Origin of the sequence: Psychrobacter sp. SC65A.3 (genome assembly GCF_025642195.1) — a bacterium.
Taxonomy (GTDB): Bacteria; Pseudomonadota; Gammaproteobacteria; order Pseudomonadales; family Moraxellaceae; genus Psychrobacter; species Psychrobacter cryohalolentis.
The window spans coordinates 1,287,640-1,312,219 of record NZ_CP106752.1 but is presented as its reverse complement, the minus strand read 5'-3'; the positions used below and the strand labels follow the sequence as shown (position 1 = coordinate 1,312,219).

The window sequence follows — 24,580 nt, the reverse complement described above, 5'->3', positions numbered from 1 at the left end:
GTCTAATCTACCTAAAAAAGCTGTCTAACACCAAGCCAGTGCTCTGCCAGTATCGTTAAGCAATCATATTCATCTTGGCTGACTATCGTATCGTGTAACATCACTGTATGCAATGTACTTAGCCATTGACGATAATGGCTAAGTACATATAGATTATCAGTAATGACATCATCAATACGGCTGTTTTTTATAGCGCTATTATACTCTATTTGACCATCACTCTGCTGCCTGTCTTGATAATTATCACCAGCCTCTTCACTGTCTATGCTTGGTGATATAAAAACAGGCACTGCTTCTATCAATGCCAATAATTGCACACTATTTAAATTTTGTGCAGTCAATAGTAGCCATTGTAAATTTGCATTGCTCACTGCTGTTAAATCAATATCAATCAGGCGTGCATGACGGCGTACATATACAACATAATTGGACACATTAAAACTTCTATCACTCAGAGCTGATGCTACCTGACCTTTGACATCTTTTGATAATCGGTAGACCAGTAGCGTTAATATTGTTTTTTCAGCGTTGCCAAGGCTGTTAAAAACCTGACCTGATGGATCAAGCTGGGCATAAATATCATCTAAACCAGCTCGTAACTCCAGTTGCCATGATTCATTGGTGCTTGATAAATTATGGTTTAAAACACCAGACAGTATAGGCAGTAGTTGCTGTAAGTGTAGTGCCTGCCATAACGACAAAATTGATGGCGATCGAGAAATTGTATTCTCTGATCGCGTGAATACTGGTTTAGGCTCACCCATGTAAACGTCATCATTGGCTATATTATCAGTAAAATTTCTGCTCAAATCGACGGTTAACTGACTTTTAAACAGCTCAATGATGCCATGCTGATAGCGCATCAGCATGGTACGAGATTTTGTTTGCTGTTTATAATATAGATGGCTTTGGTGGCTATGGCTACTTTCACTTTTTAAGCGTAAATGATTTATCACGCTTTCGGATAAATTATGTTGGGACAGTTGCTTTATAGCAAATATTATCAAAGCACTATCTAACCGCCGATCAATACCAGCAACCATCTCTAGTAACTGCTGGTCTATGGTATGCAACAATATTTTCTGATCACTCATTATATCAATTCGAGGTTTTACATTAGACGTAGAGCTACTATCAGTCGTAGTCACTACCCTATCTTTAGGAATACCACTCCAGATATCTGATAAATCATAAGTGGCAATAGTAGACAATATGCAACCTTGATGGCATAACATCACTGCCTCAATCAAAGCCTGCGCACCCCGCGGATGGTAACTGTGATTAAGCACATATTGTGGCAGTGACACCTTGTTTATATCAGCAGTACTGATTAAATTTTTTGCCAGCAGGTCGCTATCATGCTTTGCTTGCCATGGCCTTATCAGCTGATGTTTATCAATCGACTTTACTTTTACTTTTAAACGCCCATCAACTATCACATCCTTCTCTACAGCAAAATCAAGACCTGAGTCCGTGTCTAGTTCACTACTTATTTCTGTATCATTGTTCTTATAAATACTAGGTGATAACTGAGATTGAAGTGTGATTTTTTCTGGCGATTCTGTACTTAGGCTATTTGCTGTTATTGCTCCCCAATCACCCAGCCGGCACTGCTCATAAACTTCTTGTACTTTCTTCTGATTAATACGTTTTTCTTTGGCAACTTGTATGGCAAAGTCGTGATAAGTATTGGCATTAATGGCGCTCATACGCTCACTCAAACTTGGATGAGTGGCAAACCATGAGACATCACCTAGGTCGGCGCCGCTACTGGCAAAGAAAAAATGACTCAGTCCATTAATATCGGCGATACCTGTCAAGCGAGAACCCAAGGAATCTTGATGAATGGCTTGCAAGGTTTCCATAATTGCTGGCGAGCGTGTGAGCTGTATACTGGTCGCATCGGCTAGCAATTCACGCTCGCGGTTAAAGCTGTGCTTGATTAGTTGAGCACTTGCCATGCTAGAGAAGCTCAACCCATGTATTAGTAATGTCCAGATATTACGCGTTGCTTGTCGATCTATTACAGGTCTATTTTGCAACCATTTCGACTGACGCTTGGCTGAGGACTGCTGTTGTTGTGATTGCTGCTGCCAGTAAGTGACCCACTCACTATGAGTGGTAAAACGGGCGGTTTGCGCCTCTGTACTGCGTGCAAAATGATCAACTTGTCTCTGTGATAGAGACTGATGGGAAGTGATATCAGTATCAAGGGAACGATGATTGGAAATTGGATCACTCCAGTCATAGAGTAATTGCAAGCCTGCCAGCACAACCATTAGTTGTAGATTAAACTTGGGATCACCATGTAAGAGATGACCATATTCGTGCCCTATCAGACCATACAACGCCTCATCAGACAACTTATCTAGCGCACCTTGAGTGACGACCAGCACCATATCTTGACTATGACGACCAGCGACGAATCCATTGATGCCTTGCTCGTTAGGCAACACATATAATATTGGCATACTAAAACCTGAAGCAATCGCTAGCTGCTGGGCAATCTCATAATAGCGACGATAAACAGGCGGGAAATCACGCTCATCACGTACCGCAATTTGGCGTGCACTGAAGCGAACCTTTGGTGCAGGCTCATGCTGATGGGCAACCCCTTGACTATGCTCCCACGCATCTTGGCTATGGTCAATAAATAGCCGAACCCCGCCCACACGCTGAGCAATAGCGCGACCACCCGCTTCTAAACGTCTGTACTCTAAAAAACTGCCAATGACAAAGCTACCGATTATCCAGACCACAACCAGTATCAACACCCAATGATCAATGCCACCAGTAAATATCGTCAGCAGCAGCGCCATGATACCCAGCGCTACTGCCAGATGTGCAAAGACAATGAGAAAAAATAGCCCATAGAGCAACAGACTTCGCTGAGTACGGGTGCGCTGTTCACCAAAAAAATCCATCTAGTTGCCTGACTTAAAAATAGCTAAACGCATTTAAGCATACGAACGTAATGAAACATCAGCCTATATTGACGACAGATGCTTGTGCAATCGCTTTTCTATCTTCAAAGACCAATGGACTGAGAGGACGAAAACTAAAAGTCGTGCTAATCAGATTATTGGGAAATACCTCGCGGTCATTGTTGTAGAACATCACGCTGTCATTATAGTGCTGACGGGCAAAGCCAATGCGGTTCTCAGTATTGGTCAGCTCATCCATTAACTCTTTAATCATGCTGTCTGCTTTTAGCTCAGGATACGCTTCCACGACAGCTGAGAACTGTCCTAATGCTTTGGACAACATACTCTCAGCCTTGGCAAATAGCGCCATGTGTTCAAGCGAGTCTGGCTGATGCTTGCTAGAATCCTGCAGACTCTGAGCATGGTTGCGCGCACTAATAACGCTTATCAGCGTCTCTTCTTCGTGAGACAAGTAACGTCTTGTAGTTTCGACTAGGTTTGGAATCAAGTCATGACGACGTTTTAGCTGTACATCTATCTGCGCAAAACCATTTTTTGCTTGATTACGGGCGCGTACCAACTTATTGAATATTGATGCACCAAAAATCATTACAAATACAACCACTACAATGAATGACCAAACAAACACTTTCATCGTCAGACTCCAATACGCTTTGTATTAACCTTATTGTTAATAAAAGTTACTGTATTGTATTTTAACTTATATAGTTTACTAAAAGTTCAAAATAAGACAAAAGACAGGCGAAAAAAAAGCCCTTTATAATGAAGGGCTTATTATCAGGATTAAATATTTGGGCTTATTTATATATTTTATTATCAAATTTTGGGCAAAAAAAAGCGACCCCAAAAGCACATCCTCGGCACACATTATAACTATTACCGTTGCTACCTTCCGGTCCTGGCGGGATTCATAGAACAATGTTGCGAGGCTACCAATGGGGCCACCAGCTGCAGATTATACAAGAATTTTTTATTATTACAACCCCAATCGTAAAACTGTTCGCTTTTTATACTACATGCGCCTGTAACTTAAGTGACAAAATTCTCACAGCGATACTTTTAAATTTTGCTATTTTAGCTAAGAAGCTTAAATGCTATAAAAAATGCCAAATAAATAAAATGCATTTTTATGGTCTTCAAATTAACTTCTTCAAACACAATTACGTCATTCAGGAGATTATGATGAAAAAAATATTAACTAGTAAAGCTGCTCTCAGCACTGGTACAGCACTTTTATTAACAGCGATGATGGGAAGCGCTCATGCAGCACCAACTGGCTACGACCAACTTACTTTTCAGGCAGAAGTAAAAGAAGAGATTCAAAACGATGAGGTCACTGCCAGCTTATATAAAAAAGCACAGGCAACCGATGCAAAAGCATTAGCAACCACATTAAACACTTCGATTAATAATGCTTTGAAAATCGCTAAACGCTACCCGACTGTCACCGTCAGTACAGGGCAACAGCGTACCTACCCACGCTATGATAAAAGCAATAAAATCATTGGCTGGACAGGACAGGCAAATATCGATCTAAAAAGTACCGATTTTACCGCAACTAGCCAGCTGATTGCTGATTTACAAGAAACCTTAGTGATGGAAAATCTTAGCTTTGGTGTTTCAGATATCAAAAAGAATGCATTAGAGCAAAAGCTAATGACCGAAGCTTCTCGCGCTTTTCAGCAGCAAGCTAAAAATATGACCCGTGCTTGGGATGCACGCGGCTATCGTGTCGTCAATGTCAATCTAAACACTGGCAGCAATTATCCGCGCCCGATGTATAATGCAATGAGTATGAAAGCTGAGAGTGCTGATGCATCTGTACCAAGCCAAAACTTTGAATCTGGTAACAGCACCATCTCAGTCACTGCCAATGGTACGATTGAGTTGACTAAATAAAATACACTCAAAGTTATATGAAAAGATGAGTATAAATAAAGGCAATCGCTGATATCAGTGATTGCCTTTATTTTTTAGATAACATTATTCATCATAGGCTACTTTATAGCTGGCTGTTCAAGTGTCATAGGTTTATCAGCTATTGGCTTATTAAAGGTTTGCATATTAGGCTGTTTGCCATCTTGGCGCAGTTTTAACAGTACCTTTTGATGCCAAGGCAAGCGCTGATAAGCCAAAAGCTGCTCAGCAATTTTTTTATTATTTTGCAATGTCTGCGTATTTTGAATCACATATACAGTTCTTGAGACTTGCTTTAACGTCTGCCCTTTCGCGTTTTTGACTACAGCATTGATTACATGAGAACCCGGTAAAATATCAACCGTAGAAATTGAGGCACTTAAACCTTGGGCCACTTCATTACCATCAAGCGTAATACTCACACTATCTCCTACTTGTAGTGCAGGTTTAGTTTGTAGAGTGACCACGATACTTTGCGCCGGACGACGATACGCACGCTCTTCGCTAGGCTCAATCATCGTCAATTGATAACTGACGCGTGGTGCTTGAATTGCGCTTGAAGCACTTGCCATCGCTGGCGGTGTTGCATTGCTAGTGACCATTGGCTTAGCAGGTGCAATAGGATTACTATCTACTGCGGTGCTGTTATTAGTAGCATTATTGGATGTAGAGCGAGTGTCCGTTATAACAGAAGTTTCACTAATTTGCTTGCCCGGTTTATTTTCGTAGTTCTGAGGGCGATCGGTAAAGGTGACTTGACCCGTTTTTTCATCAATGATTTTATAAATAGCAGCGGCATTTGCAACAGGCATCCAAAGACTAGCCGTGCTAACCATAAAACCCGTCAGCAGGCTTAAAGTCACACTTTTATTCAAAAGATTACTTTTTGATAATAGAGTCATAGTCAGTCAGCCTAATAGATACTTATTATGAATATACAGATGAAACTATTATGCGTTACTTTTCATATTAAAGCAGTATCGTCTGCACAGAAATTTTTTCAGCTCAGTCAACATAGATATTCAAGAGCAAAAAAAACCAGCTAAGATCTACTTAACTGGTTTTTTATTAAAATCATTGGGCGTATTAGCTATAAATTAGCAGCTGTAATACAAGTCAAACTCAACTGGATGAACAGTAATGTTGACGCGCTGTGCTTCTTCTTGTTTTAGAGCAATATAAGCCTCTAACATCTCTTTGGTAAATACATCGCCTTTTAATAAGAACTCATGATCATCTTTTAGTGCTTGTAGCGCCACTTCTAAGTTTTCAGCGACCGTTGGGATCAGTGCTTCTTCTTCTGGTGGCAAATCATATAAATTTTTGTCAGCTGCTTCACCTGGATGCATTTTGTTTTGAATACCGTCAATACCAGCCATCAACAACGCCGCAAACGCTAGGTATGGGTTGGCTGCTGGATCAGGGAAACGTGCTTCAACACGCACTGCTTTTGGGCTACTAACGTGCGGAATACGGATAGACGCTGAACGGTTAGATGCTGAGTATGCAAGCTTGATAGGCGCTTCATAATGTGGCACAAGGCGCTTATAGCTGTTGGTCGATGGATTGGTAATCGCATTAAGTGCACGAGCGTGTTTAATGATACCACCGACAAAATACAATGCCGTTTCAGACAAGCCCGCATATTCATCACCAGAGAAAGTATTGACACCATCTTTTGAGATTGAGATATGGACGTGCATACCAGAACCATTGTCACCAACGATAGGCTTTGGCATAAAGGTTGCTGTTTTTCCAAACTGATGAGCAACATTATGTACGGCATATTTGAGTTTTTGCACTTCATCTGCTTTGCGTACTAGGGTGTTAAAAGCAACGCCAATCTCTAACTGACAAGGCGCAACTTCATGGTGATGGACTTCGATACAACCTTCACCAATCATATCTTCAATGCGATCACACATGACGGTACGCATATCTTGTGCGCTATCAACAGGTGGCACTGGTACATAACCGCCTTTGACACGTGGGCGATGACCCATATTGCCCCACTCGTAGTCTTTGTTAGTTGACCAAGCGGCTTCTTCAGCGACGATTTCATGACTGACACCAGACATGCCAACAGACCATTTTACTTCATCAAACACAAAGAATTCAGGCTCAGGACCAAAATAGGCAGTGTCACCAATACCGGTAGATTTTAAATACTCTTCAGCACGGCGCGCAATAGAACGTGGATCACGGTCATAACCTTGTAGGGTTGATGGCTCAATGATGTCACAAGTCACAACAACCGTAACCGCATCAAAGAATGGGTCAATAAACGCCGTATCAGGATCAGGACGCAATATCATGTCTGATGCTTCAATCCCTTTCCAACCAGCAATCGATGAGCCATCAAACATTTTGCCATCTTCCATCGATTCTTCATCAACGCTATGAGCTGGAAAGCTCATATGATGCTCTTTACCGCGGGTATCTGTGAAGCGGAAATCAACCCATTTAGCGTTGGATGATTTGATCAGATCAAGTAGTTTATTTGACATAGATAGTTTCCCTAGTGATTATCATGGTACTGAAATTATAGTAATGGCTTTGTATTACTAAACAGTGCTGAGGTTGAAGATAACGGTTTTTACTCGTTATTCATACTAATAGCCAGTATCTGTCTTTATTATTAATGACACATTTTTATCAATCAGACAAATGCAATTGCTATATTAGCAATATCTCGCTAATAATGTTGCACTCTTCAGACGCCGATTGATAAATAGTTTGTGCTGCAAGGCAATACAAGATACTTGTATGCTAGGAAGATGCAACAGCCATGCCAACCTAGCTAGTTTCATTACTCTATATCATCAGATTTTTAGTTTATTACTAATAAATACAGTTAGTTAAATAAAATACAGACTAATTTTCCAGAAAAAATATTGACTCACATTTGCTTCTAGCAATGAATATCAACGATTCAATATCATAATATTAGCATCATAATAGTGCATAGATAAGAATATATTTAGTGCACGTGCACCATAGTAGAACATTTATAAATATTTTTTGAAAATATACTTTTTTTAGCAGCGGTAATGGTGCCAAGTTGCCGTTCCATTAACGATTAAGCATACTTTTATCTAGCGACATTCAATCTATAGAATCATCACATTTGATAGACGACAAAATAATGTTAATATAATGATGCCATAAAATCTTTAACATTAAGTGACATAGCAAACTGCCATACAAATTTATTAATCAATACCAACAGCAAACATCTCAATAAGTTGAAGCCCTCATGATTCTGATGATCGATAACTACGACAGCTTTACATATAATATTGTACAGTACTTCGGTGAATTGCAGCAGGACATCACCGTTTGTCGTAATGATGAGATTAGCATTGAGCAAATAAAAGCGCTTGCGCCTGACGTCATCGTTATCGGTCCTGGACCTTGCACCCCTGATAGCGCCGGCATCTCACTTGAATTGATTGATACTTTTAAAGGCATGATACCAATACTGGGTATCTGCTTGGGTCACCAAGCTATTGGACAGGCGTTTGGCGGTAACATAGTCAAAGCAAGCGAAGTGATGCACGGACGCTTATCCGCTATTTACCATAATGGACAGGGTGTGTTTATGGGTTTACCCAATCCTACACAGTTTACCCGCTATCATTCACTGGTTATTGATAAATCAAGCTTACCTGATGGCTTTGAGGTCACTGCTTGGACCCAACATGTCGATGGCAGTATAGAAGAAATCATGGGTATTCGTCACCGTGACTTTGCCATTGAAGGAGTACAGTTTCATCCTGAATCTATTTTAAGTGAGGCTGGCTATCAGCTGCTTAATAACTTTCTACGAGCGCATCATTTGGCTGTTATAGACACCGATAACTTGCCACAGGTAGGCTAGCCGCTAGAAATTATCTAAAAATTTAAAATAATAATAAGTGAGAATATGATGACCACTGCTCCTTTGCAGAACGTACTTTCAAACGTAACCCGTACGCCAGAAGATATCCATCAGCTGTCAGATGACAGTATCCATGAGCTACTAACCACCGCATTAGGTAGGATTTTTCAACACATTGATCTGACCTTTGATGAGATGTATCAAGTGATGCTAATCATCATGCAAGGCAGATGTAGTGATGCCATGATGGGTGCTATTTTGACCGGTCTGCGTATGAAAGGCGAATCAATCGATGAGATTACCGCCTCAGCAAGTGCTATGCGTGCATTGGCGTCAAATATCGCCCCAAAAAACTGTGACTATATGGTCGATATCGTTGGTACAGGTGGTGATGGTGCCAACTTATTTAATGTCTCTACAGCGGCAGCGTTGGTAGCAGCAGCAGCAGGCGCACAAGTTGCCAAACATGGTAACCGCGGTGTTTCAAGCAAATCTGGTAGCTCGGACTTGCTTGAGCAAGCTGGTATCAGTCTATCGCTGACACCTGAGCAAGCGCAAGCCTGTATCGAAGACCAAGGTATTGGCTTTTTATTTGCGCCAAACCACCATAGTGCCATGCGTTATGCCAATCCAGTACGCCGCGAGCTAAAATCTAGAACGATTTTTAATATTTTAGGTCCACTCACCAACCCTGCTGGTACGCCCAATTTGGTGATTGGCGTTTTTACCGCGCAATTATGTGAACCTTTAGCAAAGGTCATGAAAAATCTAGGCGCGCGCCACGTGATGGTCGTCGGTGCAAAAGATGGTTTGGATGAAATAAGTCTCGCAACCTCGACCACGGTGGCTGAATTAAAAGATGGTGAAATTTCTGTCTATGATATGATGCCAGAGGATGCAGGTATTGATTCACAAACCTTGATTGGGCTTGATGTTGACTCACCAGCGCAAAGCCTCGAGCTAATACGTGCCGCTTTGTCAGGCACAGAGACACATGAACGATCAGTGCTTAAAGCGCGCGATATGATTGCGTTAAATGCAGGCGCAGCGATATATACTGCAGGACTTGCAAGCAACTATCCAAACGGTGTGAGCCGAGCACAAAAAATTATCCAAAATGGCGAGGCTTTAGTGAAGCTTGAGTCTTTGGCGCAATATACGCAGCAATTGGCAGCCAATGCTTAACTTATAAGTACATAAACCTAGCCATCATAGACTATTTATTTTTAACCATATTTGGATACCGCCATGACTACTAACAAAACAGTTGGCTCACATATTCCTTCAGTATTACAACGTATCGTTGCTACCAAACATGAAGAGGTTGCTGCTGCTCGTAATCTGTTATCACTTGAAGACTTACAAGTAAAAGTCGCGGCAGATAAACAATCTCGTCGCGGTTTTGCCAGTGCCTTGCGCGCCGCTGATATCGGTATTATTGCTGAGATAAAAAAAGCCTCGCCTTCTAAAGGTATTATCAATCACAACTTTGCGCCGGCTTTATTTGCTAAGCAGTATGAGCAATCAGGCGCAAGCTGTCTGTCTGTATTGACAGATCGCGATTACTTCCAAGGTGATGATAGCTACTTGGTCCAAGCACGTGAAGCTTGTGATCTGCCGATATTACGTAAAGATTTTATGATTGATGTCTATCAGATTTATCAGTCATATTTACTTGGTGCAGATTGTATATTACTGATTATGGCGTGCCTTGATGACGCACAGGCGCAAGAGCTACATGCGCTAAGCATCGAGCTTGGTATGGATGTGTTGATAGAAGTGCATACGGCAGAAGAGCTTGAACGTGCCCTACAACTGCCACATTCAGAGCACAATATCTACGGTATCAATAACCGTGACTTAAATACCTTTGATGTGGATTTGCAGACGACACTTGATTTAAAGAACGCCCTATTACGCGAGCTTGCTATTGATGATGCATTTTCTGCTAACCCTAATGATAGCTTGCTACGACCGCTCATCGTAACCGAAAGTGGCATTCACAGCAGTAACGATATCCGCATGATGCTAAGCCATAATATTCAGCACTTTTTAATCGGGGAACAATTTATGAAAACCGATCATCCTGGACAAGCATTACAATCCTTACTTGCGAGCGTCGCAGCACAGGCGTAAAGTAAGTGAGATAGTTTAGATAAAGCCAATATGAAAATAGTCATTATCTTTATTACTTACTCAATTAATCATTTATTCACTAACCAACGATACATTAATTATTATGTCAAACTCTCTATTTTCAAAAGAAATGCAAGACCAACTTAAAGAGCTTAAAGGTCAATTGAGTAAAGGTCGTGATACTGTGTCACCTGATGGCGACGACGGTAAGCCCACTGAGCCTGTCTCGCTATTGACTCAAAAGCAAGTTAAAAAAACCGTCAAACAGATGGATAGCGAACATATCGATGATGATAAAGTCTTGTTCATGCAAGCAATGAATGGTGTCAATCAACTCGACGATAAAAACGTACGTTCACCTGCCAATGCAGCAAAAGCCAAAAAGCCTGATGCAGCGACACTGTCTAAACGTGCAGCCGCTCAAGGTGGCGAAGCAAGCGACTTGGGCGCTGGTTTATCAGATATGCAGGCTTTATTGAACCCTGTTGCTGGTGAAGCCTACTTATCTTATAAAAACCCTACCTTACAAAACAAAATTTTTACCCAGCTAAAACAAGGTAAATTACGTTGGTATGATGCTGTAGATATTCATGGCTGCACTATTGACGAAGCACGTGTAGCAATGACTCAATTACTCAGCCAAGCAAAGCAAAACAATGAAACATCGGTAAAAATCGTCCATGGTAAAGGTAGTGAAGCGATTCTAAAAACTTGCGTCAACGGTTGGTTACGTCAATTACCAGAAGTGTTGGCATTTTGCTCAGCCCCGCCAAAAGATGGTGGCAATGGCGCTGTATTGGTATTATTAAAAAAGAATAAACCTGATAGCGAATAAGCTCTTTGGTTTAGGAACAAAAAAGGACTGCAAATAAGCAGTCTTTTTTTATAGCTGTATTTAACCTATATTCAGTAGGTAAATTTAATTATTTAGGACAAGTCTCTCATGGACGTACAAAATACTGAGATAATAAAAACTGTTAAAACAATTGAAAATAATGAACAGCTAAAACTTCACATCGATGCACTTATTGCTATTGAACCAAAATTTGCTCCTATCTATGAGCAAGTAGGTGCTCCAGACTTAAGACGTAATACTGGCGGCTTTGAGCAGCTAATGAGAGCGATAATTGGTCAACAGCTATCTGTAGCGGCGGCTTCCAGCATTTGGAAAAAACTGCTTGATGCTAACCTCACCTCACCGCAAACGATTATTCAGGTAGAAGATGATATATTGCGAACACAGGGGTTATCTAAGCAAAAAATTCGTTATACGCGCTCATTGGTTGAACATGATATCGACTTTGAAGCATTAACCACCATAAGTGATAAAGAAGTGCTTGAGATACTCACTGCCGTCATTGGTATTGGCTGTTGGACGGCTGAAATGTACTTATTATTCTCTTTAGGACGAGCTGATGTACTCGCGGTCGATGACTTGGCGATTAAAGTCGCAGCGATGGATTTGCTAGGTCTAGCAGAACGTCCAACACCAAAACAATTAAAAATGGCGACCAAAGATTGGTCGCCACATCGGAGTGCTGCTAGCTTACTACTATGGTCACATTACGGCTGGCTAAATAATAGAAAAGCAGTGCCTTTATAATAGGCTATCTTATTAAATGCTTCATACCTTAGGGAATCTAAAGCTCTTTTTAACCTGCTTGAACTTTAGTTTTGCTAAATTATAACCACGATTTTTATGAATGCGTTTGTATCTATTGCCGATCATATCCTTTTTTAAGCCATCTTTGGGTTTATCTGCAGTCTGCTCATCATCAACAGCATTCACATCTTTGCTTAAATTAACGGCTTCAGGCTTATCATCAGCAGCATTTTTTTTATCAGCTTTCTTGTCAACCGTCTCGCCTTCTTTACTTTCATGATCTAATTCAGCCTGAAGCTCTGGTTGCTTAACAATCAGCTGCTGTGTTGGCAGGGCATGCTCTACATCATACTTTCTAACTTGCATTAATAGATCAACGAATAACACATCTTGTTTTTCATAGAATTCGATGATACCAGTGGCATTGATATAGGCTTGCAATTGAATAATATAACAATCTTGACGCAACTCTAAGATGTTGACTTGGTTCCATTCTTGATTGGTTAATTCATGCTCATCCAAAAACGTATCCAAGTGCTTGACCATCTTAAACACAACATCAATATCAGCGGTACGCTTGATATACAGCTGATGCAAAAAGCGGAACATATCACGCGAGGTAAAGTTTTCAATTTGCATCGATGAAAAATCGCCATTAGGTACTGTGACGATAGTGCGAGTCAAAGTACGCACGCGCGATGAGCGAATACCAATATCGATGACGGTACCTTCATAGGTACCAAACTTGCAATAATCACCGATACGTACGGGCGAATCTGCCACTACTACCACACTACCGACTAAGTTTTCGATGGTCTTTTGCGCACCTAATGCTAACGCTAAACCACCGACACCTAGTGCCGCAATACCCGTCGTTAAGTCAAAGCCCAAGTTACCAAAAGTGACGATGACTGCAAATATCAATAGCAGTGCTTTGACGACTTTGCGTAGTAGCCCCAAAATTGAGACCCGTTCAGTATAGTTTTTCTTATAGCTTAAGTTCACTGCACGGGTAAATAATGCATCGATAATGCGTAATAACAACCACGTTATCGCCACCCACGAAGCAATCTCGGCGAAACGGTTGACAGGCTCGCGCAGGGTCACTGACACGCCCGCATAAACCATCACCTCAGATAAAATCAGCGCCATAATCACCACCGCTAGCGGCAATATCACTTTATCTGGCAATGGTAGCGGTACATCACGGACACGAGGGTAAGTGATTTCTAATAAATGATACAGTAGCCATACTGCGATGTACGTGAACAAAAAACTACTGATAGTCATCATTAAAGCGGCTACCAAATCAGCCAACTGATAACCAAAAAGCTTTTTGCCTTCCAACGAGTCAATGGTATAACGAGAAACCAAAGTCGGCTCATAGTTCTCTATCGCCTCTGGTATTGAGCTGAGTGTATCGGTAGAAAACTGCCAATATTGCTCACCTTCTTTTGACACCACTCTTTCAAGTAATAGAGGAATGCTGGCATCACTGACTTTGATGACACCTACATTTTCTTGGCTTGGCGGTAGCTGATCGGTCAAATTGCCTTCAGGCGTATTATTAATCTGCAAATCAGCCTGAAAACGACCACCTGCATCGAGGGCTTGCTTGAACTGTCGTACAATGGTTGTGGGATTATCGGATTTAGATAGGTTTAAGTAATTACTCGCCAGCAAATAATCATTTTCACCCAATGCTGCAATAAATCCTTGCACCGTATGCCGAGGCGTATCGCGTCCGAATGAATCAGGTATCGATGTGCCATCCCCTTCCTCAGTCTTAGTCCCACCCACACCCAGTATGCTCGTCTCAGCTGCCAACGCACTAGGCTGCGAGAGGACACTAAGTGCCATAGCAACGAGTAGTGTTATCACGATTAATGGTAATTTCATCAATGACATCGATAAAGATGGCACGGCAGTGGTATTCAGACGATGTTTAATAAACAAAACAAACCTCATGGCTTTATGAATGGCATAACGAAAAACGGGGAAATCTGCCCTATAATAACAATTATGATGATCAAAAATATCACTAGTGAACAAAAAAATGATAAATAGCTTGTCCCTTGCTTAAACCAATCAAAGATAGCTAATAGTGAATAATATTCACCCTATGATGAATAAACATTAGGTGAAAGTGGTTTATAAATGAGGTGCTTTTATAGATAATAACGCCATGTATTTTATTTATTACTTTTTGTAATTTTTAGCTGCTCAGATTTCACTTCTGTAACTTCTTCAATTGATTAATTTGGAATTCAACATGGTTTTATCACGTTCATCTTCAACCACTTATCTGCGGTTGTGTATTTTAAGCGCATTTGGCGCATTTGCTATGAGCGCTAACGCCGCTACTGACGTCAATGTCATCAGTGATAGCGAGCTACCACAAGTTGAGCTTGATAAAATTGTAGTCACCGCCACTCGTACACCGACTAAAACCAGTAATGTCATTGCTCAAACTCGCGTCGTTGATAAAGAAGATTTAAAACGCTTTCAAGGTCAAAATGCCCTTGATATCATCAAACGTCAGCCAGGTATCAGTCATTATACCAATGGCGGGCCTGGTACCACCTCAAACTTTTATATGCGTGGATATGATAATAAGCAAATATTGGTGCTTATTGATGGGGTACGCTATAGCTCAATTAGTGCTGGCGGCGCAACATTAAGCTTACTGCCTGCTGATCAAATCGATCGTATTGAAATATTATATGGTGCTTCTGGCTCTAGTATTTATGGTTCAGACGCAATCGGCGGCGTGATTCAAGTGTTTACTAAAGGCTCAAACATTGAAAAGAGTCAGGTTTCTATTACTGCAGGTGTAGGCTCACATAACGAATATCTATATGGCGCTAGTGCTCAACTTAACAGTGGCAATGGCACGACAATGAGTTTATCAGCCAGCCATAATGAGACGGATGGCATCAATGCGACCTTACCAAATGCCTATGGTTATAATAGCGATGATGACGGCTTTAAAAGCGATAACGTTAGCTTAGCGTTAACTCAGCGTATCAATGAACAATGGTTAACCGGTGCAAGCGCCTTATATAGCAAATCGACCACAGATTATGACGATGGTGCAGCAAACGCCTATTCAAAACAAGAAAACGGTTCTGCGCAAGCGTTTGTTGATTGGCGTTATATGCCTGGTTCTTCTGTCAAATTACAGTATGGTCATTCTATTGATAAGAGTGATAACTACGGTAGCTTCCCTGGTGTTTTTGATACCAAACAAAATCAAGTTAGCCTGGTAGGTCAGCACAAGTTTCAAGTTGGTCAAGGCATATATGGCCTTGAATACCTTAATCAAGGGCTTGATAGTACTGCCTATACCGTTGATGACCGTGACGTGAAAAGCGCATTCTTAGGCTATCTATTGGCCAACAATCAATTCGATGCTCAAGCCAACGTGCGCTTTGATGACAACTCACAATATGGTGGTGAGACGACTTACAACCTAGGTGGTGCCTATCACATTAATCCTAACCTACGCGCTGGTGCCAACTACGCCAAAGGCTTTCGTGCGCCTACTTTTAATGACTTATACTATCCGGGTTCAGGTAATACTAATTTGAAACCTGAAACCAGCGATAACTATGAAGCTTTTGTTGAATACGATACTGTATTACAGTCGACACGTCTAACAGGCTATAACAACAAAGTTGATGATTTAATTGGCTATGTTGCAAAACCTACACCTGGCAATCCTTGGGGCGGTAGCAGTGAAAACGTTGATAGAGCTAAAATTGAAGGTATTACCTTAACTTCAGATTGGGTTCTTGATAGCTATTTATTTGGTGGTAGCTATGACTATCAGCAAGCAAAAAATGCCAGTGGCGGTGCGAGTGATGGTAATTTCCTTGCCATTCGTCCTGAACATAAAGGTCTGGTATATGCAGGCTACCGCTTACCAAGCTTAGATGTTCGTGCAGAATACCAATATGTTGGTGATTATTATAGTGGTGTCGCTAATACAGACTCACAGTTAGTCGATTCTTACGGTTTATTGAATATCAGTGGTAACTATAAACTCACTGATAATCTAGCTATGACTGCTCGTTTAAATAATATTGCGAATAAAAAATATATTACTCTACCGGGTTATAATACTGATGGTATTAACTTCTTCACCTCTTTAACCTATAATTGGTTCTAGGGTGATTTAGAATCACACTGAACTGATATTCATTTAAATGAGAAAAGGTCATCCAACGATGGCCTTTTTTATGGATGTCAATCACATAAAACGATATTGCGTGTCATCACTACTTACCATTTATATCAGTCAATAGGTGACAAATTACACATCATCTATTACAATAATCACCCTCCGAGAGGTGTTGCACCATAATATCTGATCTTGCAAATAGGCTTTAGAGCCGTGCTAATCAGTGGTTATGTTAGGCTCGGCAACTGTTGAATAGTCTTTCTCATGATTGTTAACAGCGCAAATAACGGCACCTGCGTTATTATTCTTTTTATCATACATTAACCACTGATAGGAGCATATTATGGACGCAGTGTCTAACACCCCATCTGCCCATACGATCGACCCCTCTTTCACTGACTATAAAGTCGCCGACATCAGCCTAGCTGATTACGGCCGCCGTGAAATCACGCTTGCCGAAGCTGAAATGCCTGCCCTTATGGGGTTGCGTCGTCGCTACGAAGCCGATCAACCGCTTAAAGGCGCAAAAATCGCTGGCTGTATCCACATGACCATCCAAACTGCTGTTCTTATCGAGACACTAGTCGCGTTAGGTGCTGAAGTACGTTGGACCTCATGTAACATCTTCTCAACTCAAGACCATGCTGCCGCGGCGATTGCTGCTGCTGGTATCTCTGTTTATGCTTGGAAAGGCGAAACCGAAGAAGAGTACGAGTGGTGCTTACGTCAACAAATCCACCTTGGTGGTGAAGAATCAGGTCAGCTTTGGGATGCTAACTTAATCTTAGATGACGGCGGTGATTTGACCGCATTGATTCATAATGATTATGCTGAATTGCTGGATAATATTCATGGTATTTCAGAAGAAACTACAACAGGCGTGCATCGTTTGGTTGAGATGTTAAACAAAGGTACGCTTAAAGTACCAGCTATCAACGTCAATGACGCGGTTACTAAGTCTAAAAATGACAACAAATACGGCTGCCGTCACAGCTTAAATGACGCTATCAAACGTGCAACCGATATGTTCCTTGCCGGTCGCCGCGCCTTAGTTATCGGTTATGGCGATGTTGGTAAAGGCTCTACGCAAAGCTTACGTCAAGAAGGTATGATTGTACGTGTGTCAGAAGTCGATCCTATCTGTGCCATGCAGGCTTGTATGGATGGCTTTGAAGTATTGTCACCTTATATCAACGGCGATAACACCGGCGGCGCAGAAAACATCAACACGCGTCTGTTAGAAGATACCGACATGATTGTTACCACTACTGGTAACTACCATGTTTGTGACAGACATATGCTTGCAGCATTGAAGCCTGGTGCAGTCGTTTGTAACATCGGTCATTTTGACACCGAAATTGACACCCAATTTATGCGTGACAACTGGCGCTGGGTTGAGATTAAGCCACAAGTGCATCAAATCTTCCGCTCAGACGACGAAAATGATTACTTGATTTTGCTTGCTGAAGGTCGTTTGGTGAATTTGGGTAACGCAACTGGTCACCCATCGCGTGTAATGGACGGCTCTTTTGCTAACCAAGTATTGGCGCAAATGTATCTGTATGAAGAAAAATTTGCTGACTTGCCAGCTGATACACGTACTGACAACTTATACGTCAAAGTTTTACCGAAAAAGCTAGACGAAGAAGTTGCCGCTGCGATGGTTGCTGGCTTTAATGGTACGCTAACTAAGCTAACTAGCAAGCAAGCTGAGTATTTAGGCGTACCTGTTGAAGGTCCATTTAAGCCTGACGCTTATAAATACTAAAAGGAGCCAGACTGTGACTAAGCCTGCTTTCTCCTTTGAGTTTTTCCCAGCCAAAACCGAGCAAGGACACGAAAAGCTCCTCAGCACTTATGATGAGCTGAATAAGCTGTCACCTGCGTACTTTTCGGTGACCTATGGTGCTGGTGGTTCAACTCGTAGCCGCACTTTAGATATCGTCCAAGCCTTATGCGCGCGCGGTGAGACTGATATTGCACCCCATATGTCTTGTATTGGCGATGATAAAAGTGAAATTGCCGAGTTACTTGAGCATTACAAAAGCTTGGGCATCAAACGTTTGGTCGCATTACGTGGCGATTTGCCTTCAGGTCAAGTAGGCATGGGTGAGCTGCCGTTTGCATTAGATTTGGTCAAGTTCATCCGTGAGCATTCGGGCGATCATTTCCATATCGAAGTAGCCGCCTATCCTGAAATGCATCCACAAGCGCGTAGCTTTAAGCTTGATATCGACAACTTGGTCAATAAATATCAAGCTGGCGCCAATGCTTCGATTACCCAGTTTTTCTACAACGCTGATAGCTACTTGTATCTTCGTGAGAGCTTAGAAAAACGCGGTATTGATACCGTAGCACAGCCATTGGTTGCTGGCATTATGCCAATCACCAACTCTAGCAATCTGATGCGTTTTGCTGACAGCTGTGGCGCCGATATCCCACGTTATGTGCGTAAGCAATTGGCTGACTTTGGTGATGATAGTAAGGCGATTCGCGAGTTTGGCTTTGAAGTGGTCTATCGTCTGTGTGAGCGTTTAATTAGCGAGGGCGTACCTGCCATGCATTTTTATAGCATGAATAAGGTTGAGCCAAACAAGCGCTTAATTGAAGCCTTAGGCTTGATTGCTTAAATATTTACCGAATGTATTGCTTAATGACTGGCGTTCCTAGGAGCGCCAGTCTTTTTTGGTATGGGAATTGCAGTTATGCGAATTCCATTATTGACAATCCCTTTACCCACTCAAATGATATTCTGCTAAGATATTGAAAAATATCATGACCCCCATTATAGGAATAAGTAATTTTGCGACGTTTCTTTTATGCCACTAATAGCAACATTAGTAATGACGTTACCAATGAAAAGGCTGCGACCTACCCTCAGCTTAGCACCTTGCCTATCGGTGCCAGCGTCGAATTAACTGAAAGTATCGTCCATCATTGGTGCCGTGTATTACGAGCAACTATTGGTGACCAAGGTGTTTTGTTTGATGGCTTTGGCGGTGAATATCAGGTACAGCTCGATACCATCAGTAAAAAAAACGCGACTGTGACCCTGCTTTCTCACACAAATAATGATAATAGTGCACCCATATTTACCAAAATCGGGCTGGTAATGAGTCGTGGCGAACGGATGGATTACGCCATTCAAAAATCTACCGAGCTTGGCGTCACTGCCATCCAATTGCTAAGCAGTCATCATGGCGAGGTCAATCTGAAGCCTGCCCAAGTCGAAAAAAAGCTTGCTCATTGGCAGCAGGTTGCCATTGCCGCGTGTGAGCAATGCGGTCTTAACCGTCCACCGCTTATTATTGCGCCTATTCCCATTAACGATTGGCTTAAGCCTATCACAACGACCACGCTTGTAAAGATAGAAGCGACTATCAGCTCTATGGTTACCACCCTTAGTCAGGATGCTTATTATCAAGTATTACAACAACCCGCTGATTTGCGTCTACAGCTTAGTGTACCAGCGGCAGGACAACCTGCTATGCCTGATTCGCTACTATCGGTATTACAGCAACCAGTGCCTTATATTGAATTGTTGATTGGTCCTGAAGGTGGCCTAAGTACTGACGAATGCGCTCAAGCAGCAGACGTTGGTTTTGAGCCTTGGCAAATTGGCACAAGGGTATTACGAACAGAAACTGCCCCAGTAGTCGCCTTGGCAACATTGCAAGCACTGTTGCCATGTGTCAATCCTTAGTAGCAGTGCAAAGCGTCATATAGTCAGTTCACAATAAAAGATACAAATGAAATAGCGTTTTACTGAGACAAATTTCGCTTGCTGTGCACTACGCGTATGAGCACCAGATTCTTCAAAAATTTGTCCTAGTAGCACTGCATCTTTCTAAACTGCACTGATTACATTAAAACAGCGCTAATTGCCAATACGAAAAGCTCTCTTTATCGATTTACCTCTATTTTATGAGTTCATTTATGACTGCTTTTACACCAATGCCACTGGCGGATAAACAGCAACTATTGGTCAAACTTTGTGAACAATATGAAGATGCTATCTTTATATTGGATGCAAATTTGTATTATTTATCGGTCAATGCAACTTATGAGCGCATGATCGGTTATACGGAAGATCTTTTACTTGGGCGTCCGCTTGGTATATACGCGGCTGAATTTTTATCAGAAGAAGAAAGATCTATTCTAGTAGATATTGCTGAACACTTAGACAGTCAAGGTTTTTATGAAAACGACTTTTCAATGCCAAATCGCTACGGAGAGCTTCTAGATTGTTATATGACCTATCGAAAAATAAAAATAGGTCATACTATTTATTACGTTGGTATGGTTAGAGATATGTCTGCCGTGGTAAAAAATAAAAAACAAGTCGCACACTTGTTAAACTACGACCAATTAACTGAACTGCCTAACCGCAAAGTATTTTTGAGCCAAACTAGCGATTTGTTACTGGATAGCTATCAAGAAGTTATCATTGTACGTTTAAATATTGATCGCTATCGCAGCCTTGCAAGCTTACTGGGTCCCGATGGTATCAATAGCTTAATAAAAAAATTTGTGACACGCATCAAAGACCTAAAACTTGGTTGTTTGCACTGTTTCTCTCATTTCGGCGGTGATGATTTTGCTTTACTGTTTGAGTGTAGTGACGCCAATATGGTGCGCCATCAACTAGATATTTTAATGCAAATGTGTGAGCGTCCTTTCTTTATTAGTGATAATGGAGCCACAAATACCGAGGTATATTGTCATGTCTCTGTTGGGGTCAGTTACTATCCTGAAAATGATAATGAGTTTATCGGCTTATTAACCAAAGCTGAAAGAGCATTAAATTATGTCAAGCAGCAAGGTGGCGACGATGTCTGTTGGTATAACAAATCCCTTATTGAGCTCAATGCTGATCATTTGCAATTAGAATATGAGCTTAAAAGAGCCACTAACGAAGGTCAGTTTGTCACCTATTATCAACCCAAATTCGCCCTAGATACAGGCGATATTTCAGGCTTTGAAGCATTGGTACGCTGGCAGCATCCCATTCGCGGATTGCTGCAACCTATTGATTTTATTGATGCCATTATCTCTCACAAGTTATCGCTTGAGTTGTTCTCTCAAGTGGCAACCCAAATCGCTGAACAATTAACCATTTGGCAAAAACTTGGCTTTGACCAACATATTTGTATCAATGCCGATGCCGCTGAATTCAGCAATCCAGAATTTTTTGATGTGGTCAGTAATTTACTGGCACAGCATCAAATTGCCGCGCACCAATTACATATTGAGGTGACAGAATCTTCTTTGATGAAGCGCCACTCTAATGTTAAAGAACAGCTAAATTCGTTAAAAGCGCTAGGGGTTTGCTTGGCTTTAGATGACTTTGGTACCGGCTATGCTTCTTTGAGTTATCTGCAAGAATATCCCTTTGACTTCATTAAAATCGATAAAAGTTTCATCTCTAAAATTACCGCAGACAAAACTCAACGTGCTATTGTTAACGCTATTTTGGCATTAGCAGAAGCACTGGATATGCAGGTCATCGCAGAAGGTATCGAAAACGAGCAACAGCGCGATTTACTCTTGGCTATGGGTTGCCAGTATGGTCAAGGCTATTGGTTTGGGAAACCTATGTCTGCTGAAGTTACAACCAACATGTTAGTGAAACAACATTTGTCCAAAAATAACAATGACTAGAGAGCGAGTATAAAACATCCTCATACCGTTCCTCTACCATATCGATAAACGCGCTTAGTGTGTAGGCTATATTATACATAGGATGCAAGATAGGTTGATGACTTATCAGTATTGTCTCCAAACTTGTATATTTTCCAGTGAACGCCTATCTTTTACCAAGAATTTACAGATACGGTCTTAATTCTTTTCTCAATGTTATTTCATATGATCGGTATCGTTGTTTGTTAATAATGCAGACACACTCCATGCCAGCAAGATACTAGCAACTCAGACTTACAACAACAGTCGTCCCATCGCTGTCGGTCATACACCAAAAAAGGACAGGAAGTTATGCAATACAAAGCACCCTTACGTGATATCCAATTCGTGATGCATGAGTTACTTGACAGCGAAAGCCATTATAAAACTTTACCAGCGTTCCAAGAAGCAGATCGTGAGCTAATGGACAGTCTGTTTGAGATGGCGGCAAGCTTTGCTGAAAATGAGCTATCACCATTGAATCAAAGTGGTGACGCTGAAGGCTGCCAGTTTGACAATGGTCAAGTGACGACGCCAAAAGGCTTTAAAGAAGCATACAAAGCGTATTGTGAGCTTGGCTTCCCAGCCTTATCTGCTGAAGAAGACTTCGGCGGTCAAAACATGCCGTTTTCATTATCGACAGTCATTAATGAAATGGTTGGTACGGCTAACTGGTCATTCTCTATGTACCCTGGTTTATCTCATGGTGCCATTCAAACCATCGAGCATCACGGTACAGACGAGCAAAAACAAACCTACCTAGAAAAAATGGTCAGCGGCGAATGGTCAGGCACCATGTGCTTGACTGAAGCACATGCAGGTTCTGATTTGGGTATTATCCGCACCAAAGCCGAGCCTAAAGAAGATGGCAGCTATAGCATCACTGGTCAAAAAATCTTTATTTCAGCTGGTGAGCATGACTTAACGGACAATATCATTCACATTGTATTGGCTCGTCTACCAGGCGCGCCTGCTGGTACAAAAGGCATCTCACTGTTTATCGTTCCTAAGGTAACAGTCAACGAAGATGGCAGCCTAGGTGAAAACAATAACGTCGTTTGTGGCTCTATCGAACACAAAATGGGCATCAAAGCTTCAGCCACTTGCGTGATGAATTTTGATGGCGCAACAGGTTATCTAATTGGCCCAGAAAACCGTGGTCTACAGTGCATGTTTACCTTTATGAACGTGGCGCGTATTGGTACCGCAGTTCAAGGTTTGACAGCAGCAGAATATGCGTTCCAAGGCTCATTAACTTATGCCAAAGATCGTCTAGCGATGCGTTCATTATCTGGTGTCAAAGCCCCTGAAAAAGTAGCTGACCCTATCATTGTACATCCAGCGGTTCGTAACATGCTGTTGACTGAAAAAGCCTTTGCTGAAGGTGGTCGTGCTTTAGTCTATTACCTCTCACATTTTGCCGATACTGTCGCAAAAGGCGAAGGCGATGCGCTTAAATTTGCTGACCAAATGCTGTCATTATTGACGCCTATTGCTAAAGCGTTCTTGACAGAAACTGGTCTAGAAGCAGCCAACCATGGCGTCCAGGTTTATGGTGGTCACGGCTTTATCAGCGAATGGGGTATGGAGCAAAACGTCCGTGATACACGTATTGCATGTCTTTACGAAGGTACTACTGAAATCCAAGCGCTCGATCTACTCGGTCGTAAAGTATTGGGTTCACAAGGCAAGCTGCTAGCAAACTTCGTCAAAATAATCCAGACATTCTGTGAAGAAAACAAAGAAAACGACGAGATGGGTCAGTTTATTCGCCCACTTGCCAAACATCTTAAAGAATGGGGCGATTTGACTGCACGTATCAGTATGCAAGCGACTGAAAACCCAGATGCGGTTGGCGGCGCTGCGGTCGATTACATGTATTTCAGCGGTTATGTGACGCTCGCCTACTTGTGGGCACGCATGGCATTAGTGGCACAAACTGAACTTGCTAACGGTAGTAGCGAACAAGCATTCTACGACGCGAAAGTCAAAACCGCGCAGTTCTACTTTGCCAAACTGTTGCCACGTACCACCACTCACGTACAGCGTATCAGCACTGGTGTTGAGCCGTATATGAGCATGGATGTTGATCAATTTGCGTTTTAATTAACACCAAAAAACATTGATCGATCATTTTTTTGTAGCGCTAAATAATGTATTTTTTATCGGCAACATACCAAGGTGTGTTGCCGATTTTGTTTACTATCACTTAAAATCTGCCATAGTCATTTTTTAAA

General features: G+C 41.7%; 17 protein-coding genes and 1 other RNA gene. 12 read left to right on the top strand and 6 right to left on the bottom strand.

Annotated elements, in window-relative coordinates:
* Window positions 1–11: 11 nt before the first annotated feature.
* From OEG80_RS05685 to ffs, 3 genes are all read right to left on the bottom strand, one after another.
* Entirely contained in the window at window positions 12–2,924 is a 2,913-nt protein-coding gene (locus OEG80_RS05685; RefSeq protein ID WP_263242259.1) for a M48 family metalloprotease, read from the bottom strand.
* Between the two features lie 58 nt (window positions 2,925–2,982).
* Complete coding sequence (locus OEG80_RS05680; protein ID WP_263242257.1) at window positions 2,983–3,579, bottom strand: LemA family protein; 597 nt, start codon at window positions 3,577–3,579, stop codon at window positions 2,983–2,985.
* 207 nt (window positions 3,580–3,786) lie between these two features.
* Window positions 3,787–3,883: signal recognition particle sRNA small type (gene ffs / locus OEG80_RS05675), an RNA gene on the bottom strand.
* A gap of 244 nt (window positions 3,884–4,127) precedes the next feature.
* On the opposite strand from ffs, the gene OEG80_RS05670 reads away from it, so the two are divergent.
* Window positions 4,128–4,844 (top strand): SIMPL domain-containing protein, encoded by a 717-nt coding sequence (locus OEG80_RS05670; RefSeq protein WP_263242255.1) that lies wholly within the window; start codon window positions 4,128–4,130, stop codon window positions 4,842–4,844.
* Between the two features lie 98 nt (window positions 4,845–4,942).
* Here OEG80_RS05670 and OEG80_RS05665 read toward each other — a convergent pair whose 3' ends face one another.
* Entirely contained in the window at window positions 4,943–5,764 is an 822-nt protein-coding gene (locus tag OEG80_RS05665) for a DUF4124 domain-containing protein (RefSeq protein WP_263242253.1), read from the bottom strand.
* Between the two features lie 195 nt (window positions 5,765–5,959).
* Window positions 5,960–7,369, bottom strand: a complete 1,410-nt coding sequence (gene glnA, locus OEG80_RS05660) for a type I glutamate--ammonia ligase (protein WP_011513771.1) — start codon at window positions 7,367–7,369, stop codon at window positions 5,960–5,962.
* A gap of 749 nt (window positions 7,370–8,118) precedes the next feature.
* Between glnA and OEG80_RS05655 the strand changes: the two genes are divergently transcribed.
* The 5 genes from OEG80_RS05655 to OEG80_RS05635 all read left to right on the top strand — a co-directional run bounded on the left by OEG80_RS05655 (window position 8,119) and on the right by OEG80_RS05635 (window position 12,481).
* Window positions 8,119–8,742 (top strand): anthranilate synthase component II, encoded by a 624-nt coding sequence (locus OEG80_RS05655; RefSeq protein ID WP_263242250.1) that lies wholly within the window; start codon window positions 8,119–8,121, stop codon window positions 8,740–8,742.
* A 45-nt stretch (window positions 8,743–8,787) separates the two neighbouring features.
* Complete coding sequence (trpD, locus tag OEG80_RS05650; protein ID WP_263242249.1) at window positions 8,788–9,927, top strand: anthranilate phosphoribosyltransferase; 1,140 nt, start codon at window positions 8,788–8,790, stop codon at window positions 9,925–9,927.
* Window positions 9,928–9,990: 63 nt separating this feature from the next.
* Window positions 9,991–10,878 carry an indole-3-glycerol phosphate synthase TrpC gene (gene trpC, locus OEG80_RS05645; RefSeq protein ID WP_263242247.1) on the top strand — a complete coding sequence of 296 codons (888 nt, stop codon included), beginning with the start codon at window positions 9,991–9,993 and terminating at the stop codon, window positions 10,876–10,878.
* A gap of 103 nt (window positions 10,879–10,981) precedes the next feature.
* Entirely contained in the window at window positions 10,982–11,713 is a 732-nt protein-coding gene (locus tag OEG80_RS05640) for a Smr/MutS family protein (protein ID WP_263242246.1), read from the top strand.
* A gap of 108 nt (window positions 11,714–11,821) precedes the next feature.
* Complete coding sequence (locus OEG80_RS05635; protein WP_263242244.1) at window positions 11,822–12,481, top strand: DNA-3-methyladenine glycosylase family protein; 660 nt, start codon at window positions 11,822–11,824, stop codon at window positions 12,479–12,481.
* A gap of 21 nt (window positions 12,482–12,502) precedes the next feature.
* Here OEG80_RS05635 and OEG80_RS05630 read toward each other — a convergent pair whose 3' ends face one another.
* The gene (locus tag OEG80_RS05630; protein WP_149409672.1) at window positions 12,503–14,449 is read right to left on the bottom strand and encodes a mechanosensitive ion channel family protein; all 1,947 of its coding nucleotides are present in this window, start codon (window positions 14,447–14,449) and stop codon (window positions 12,503–12,505) included.
* A gap of 304 nt (window positions 14,450–14,753) precedes the next feature.
* Between OEG80_RS05630 and OEG80_RS05625 the strand changes: the two genes are divergently transcribed.
* The 6 genes from OEG80_RS05625 to OEG80_RS05600 all read left to right on the top strand — a co-directional run bounded on the left by OEG80_RS05625 (window position 14,754) and on the right by OEG80_RS05600 (window position 24,449).
* Complete coding sequence (locus tag OEG80_RS05625) at window positions 14,754–16,652, top strand: TonB-dependent receptor plug domain-containing protein (RefSeq protein ID WP_263242242.1); 1,899 nt, start codon at window positions 14,754–14,756, stop codon at window positions 16,650–16,652.
* A gap of 355 nt (window positions 16,653–17,007) precedes the next feature.
* A complete protein-coding gene (ahcY, locus tag OEG80_RS05620; protein WP_263242240.1) occupies window positions 17,008–18,432 on the top strand; it encodes an adenosylhomocysteinase in 1,425 nt (474 codons plus the stop codon).
* A 13-nt stretch (window positions 18,433–18,445) separates the two neighbouring features.
* Window positions 18,446–19,294 carry a methylenetetrahydrofolate reductase gene (locus OEG80_RS05615; RefSeq protein WP_181209910.1) on the top strand — a complete coding sequence of 283 codons (849 nt, stop codon included), beginning with the start codon at window positions 18,446–18,448 and terminating at the stop codon, window positions 19,292–19,294.
* A 173-nt stretch (window positions 19,295–19,467) separates the two neighbouring features.
* Window positions 19,468–20,367: a 16S rRNA (uracil(1498)-N(3))-methyltransferase gene (locus OEG80_RS05610; protein ID WP_181209911.1), complete on the top strand. Its 900-nt coding sequence runs from the start codon at window positions 19,468–19,470 to the stop codon at window positions 20,365–20,367.
* Between the two features lie 233 nt (window positions 20,368–20,600).
* Window positions 20,601–22,325 (top strand): putative bifunctional diguanylate cyclase/phosphodiesterase, encoded by a 1,725-nt coding sequence (locus OEG80_RS05605; protein WP_263242237.1) that lies wholly within the window; start codon window positions 20,601–20,603, stop codon window positions 22,323–22,325.
* A gap of 330 nt (window positions 22,326–22,655) precedes the next feature.
* Window positions 22,656–24,449, top strand: coding sequence for an acyl-CoA dehydrogenase C-terminal domain-containing protein (locus tag OEG80_RS05600; RefSeq protein ID WP_263242236.1), 1,794 nt, complete (start codon window positions 22,656–22,658; stop codon window positions 24,447–24,449).
* Window positions 24,450–24,580 lie beyond the last annotated feature (131 nt).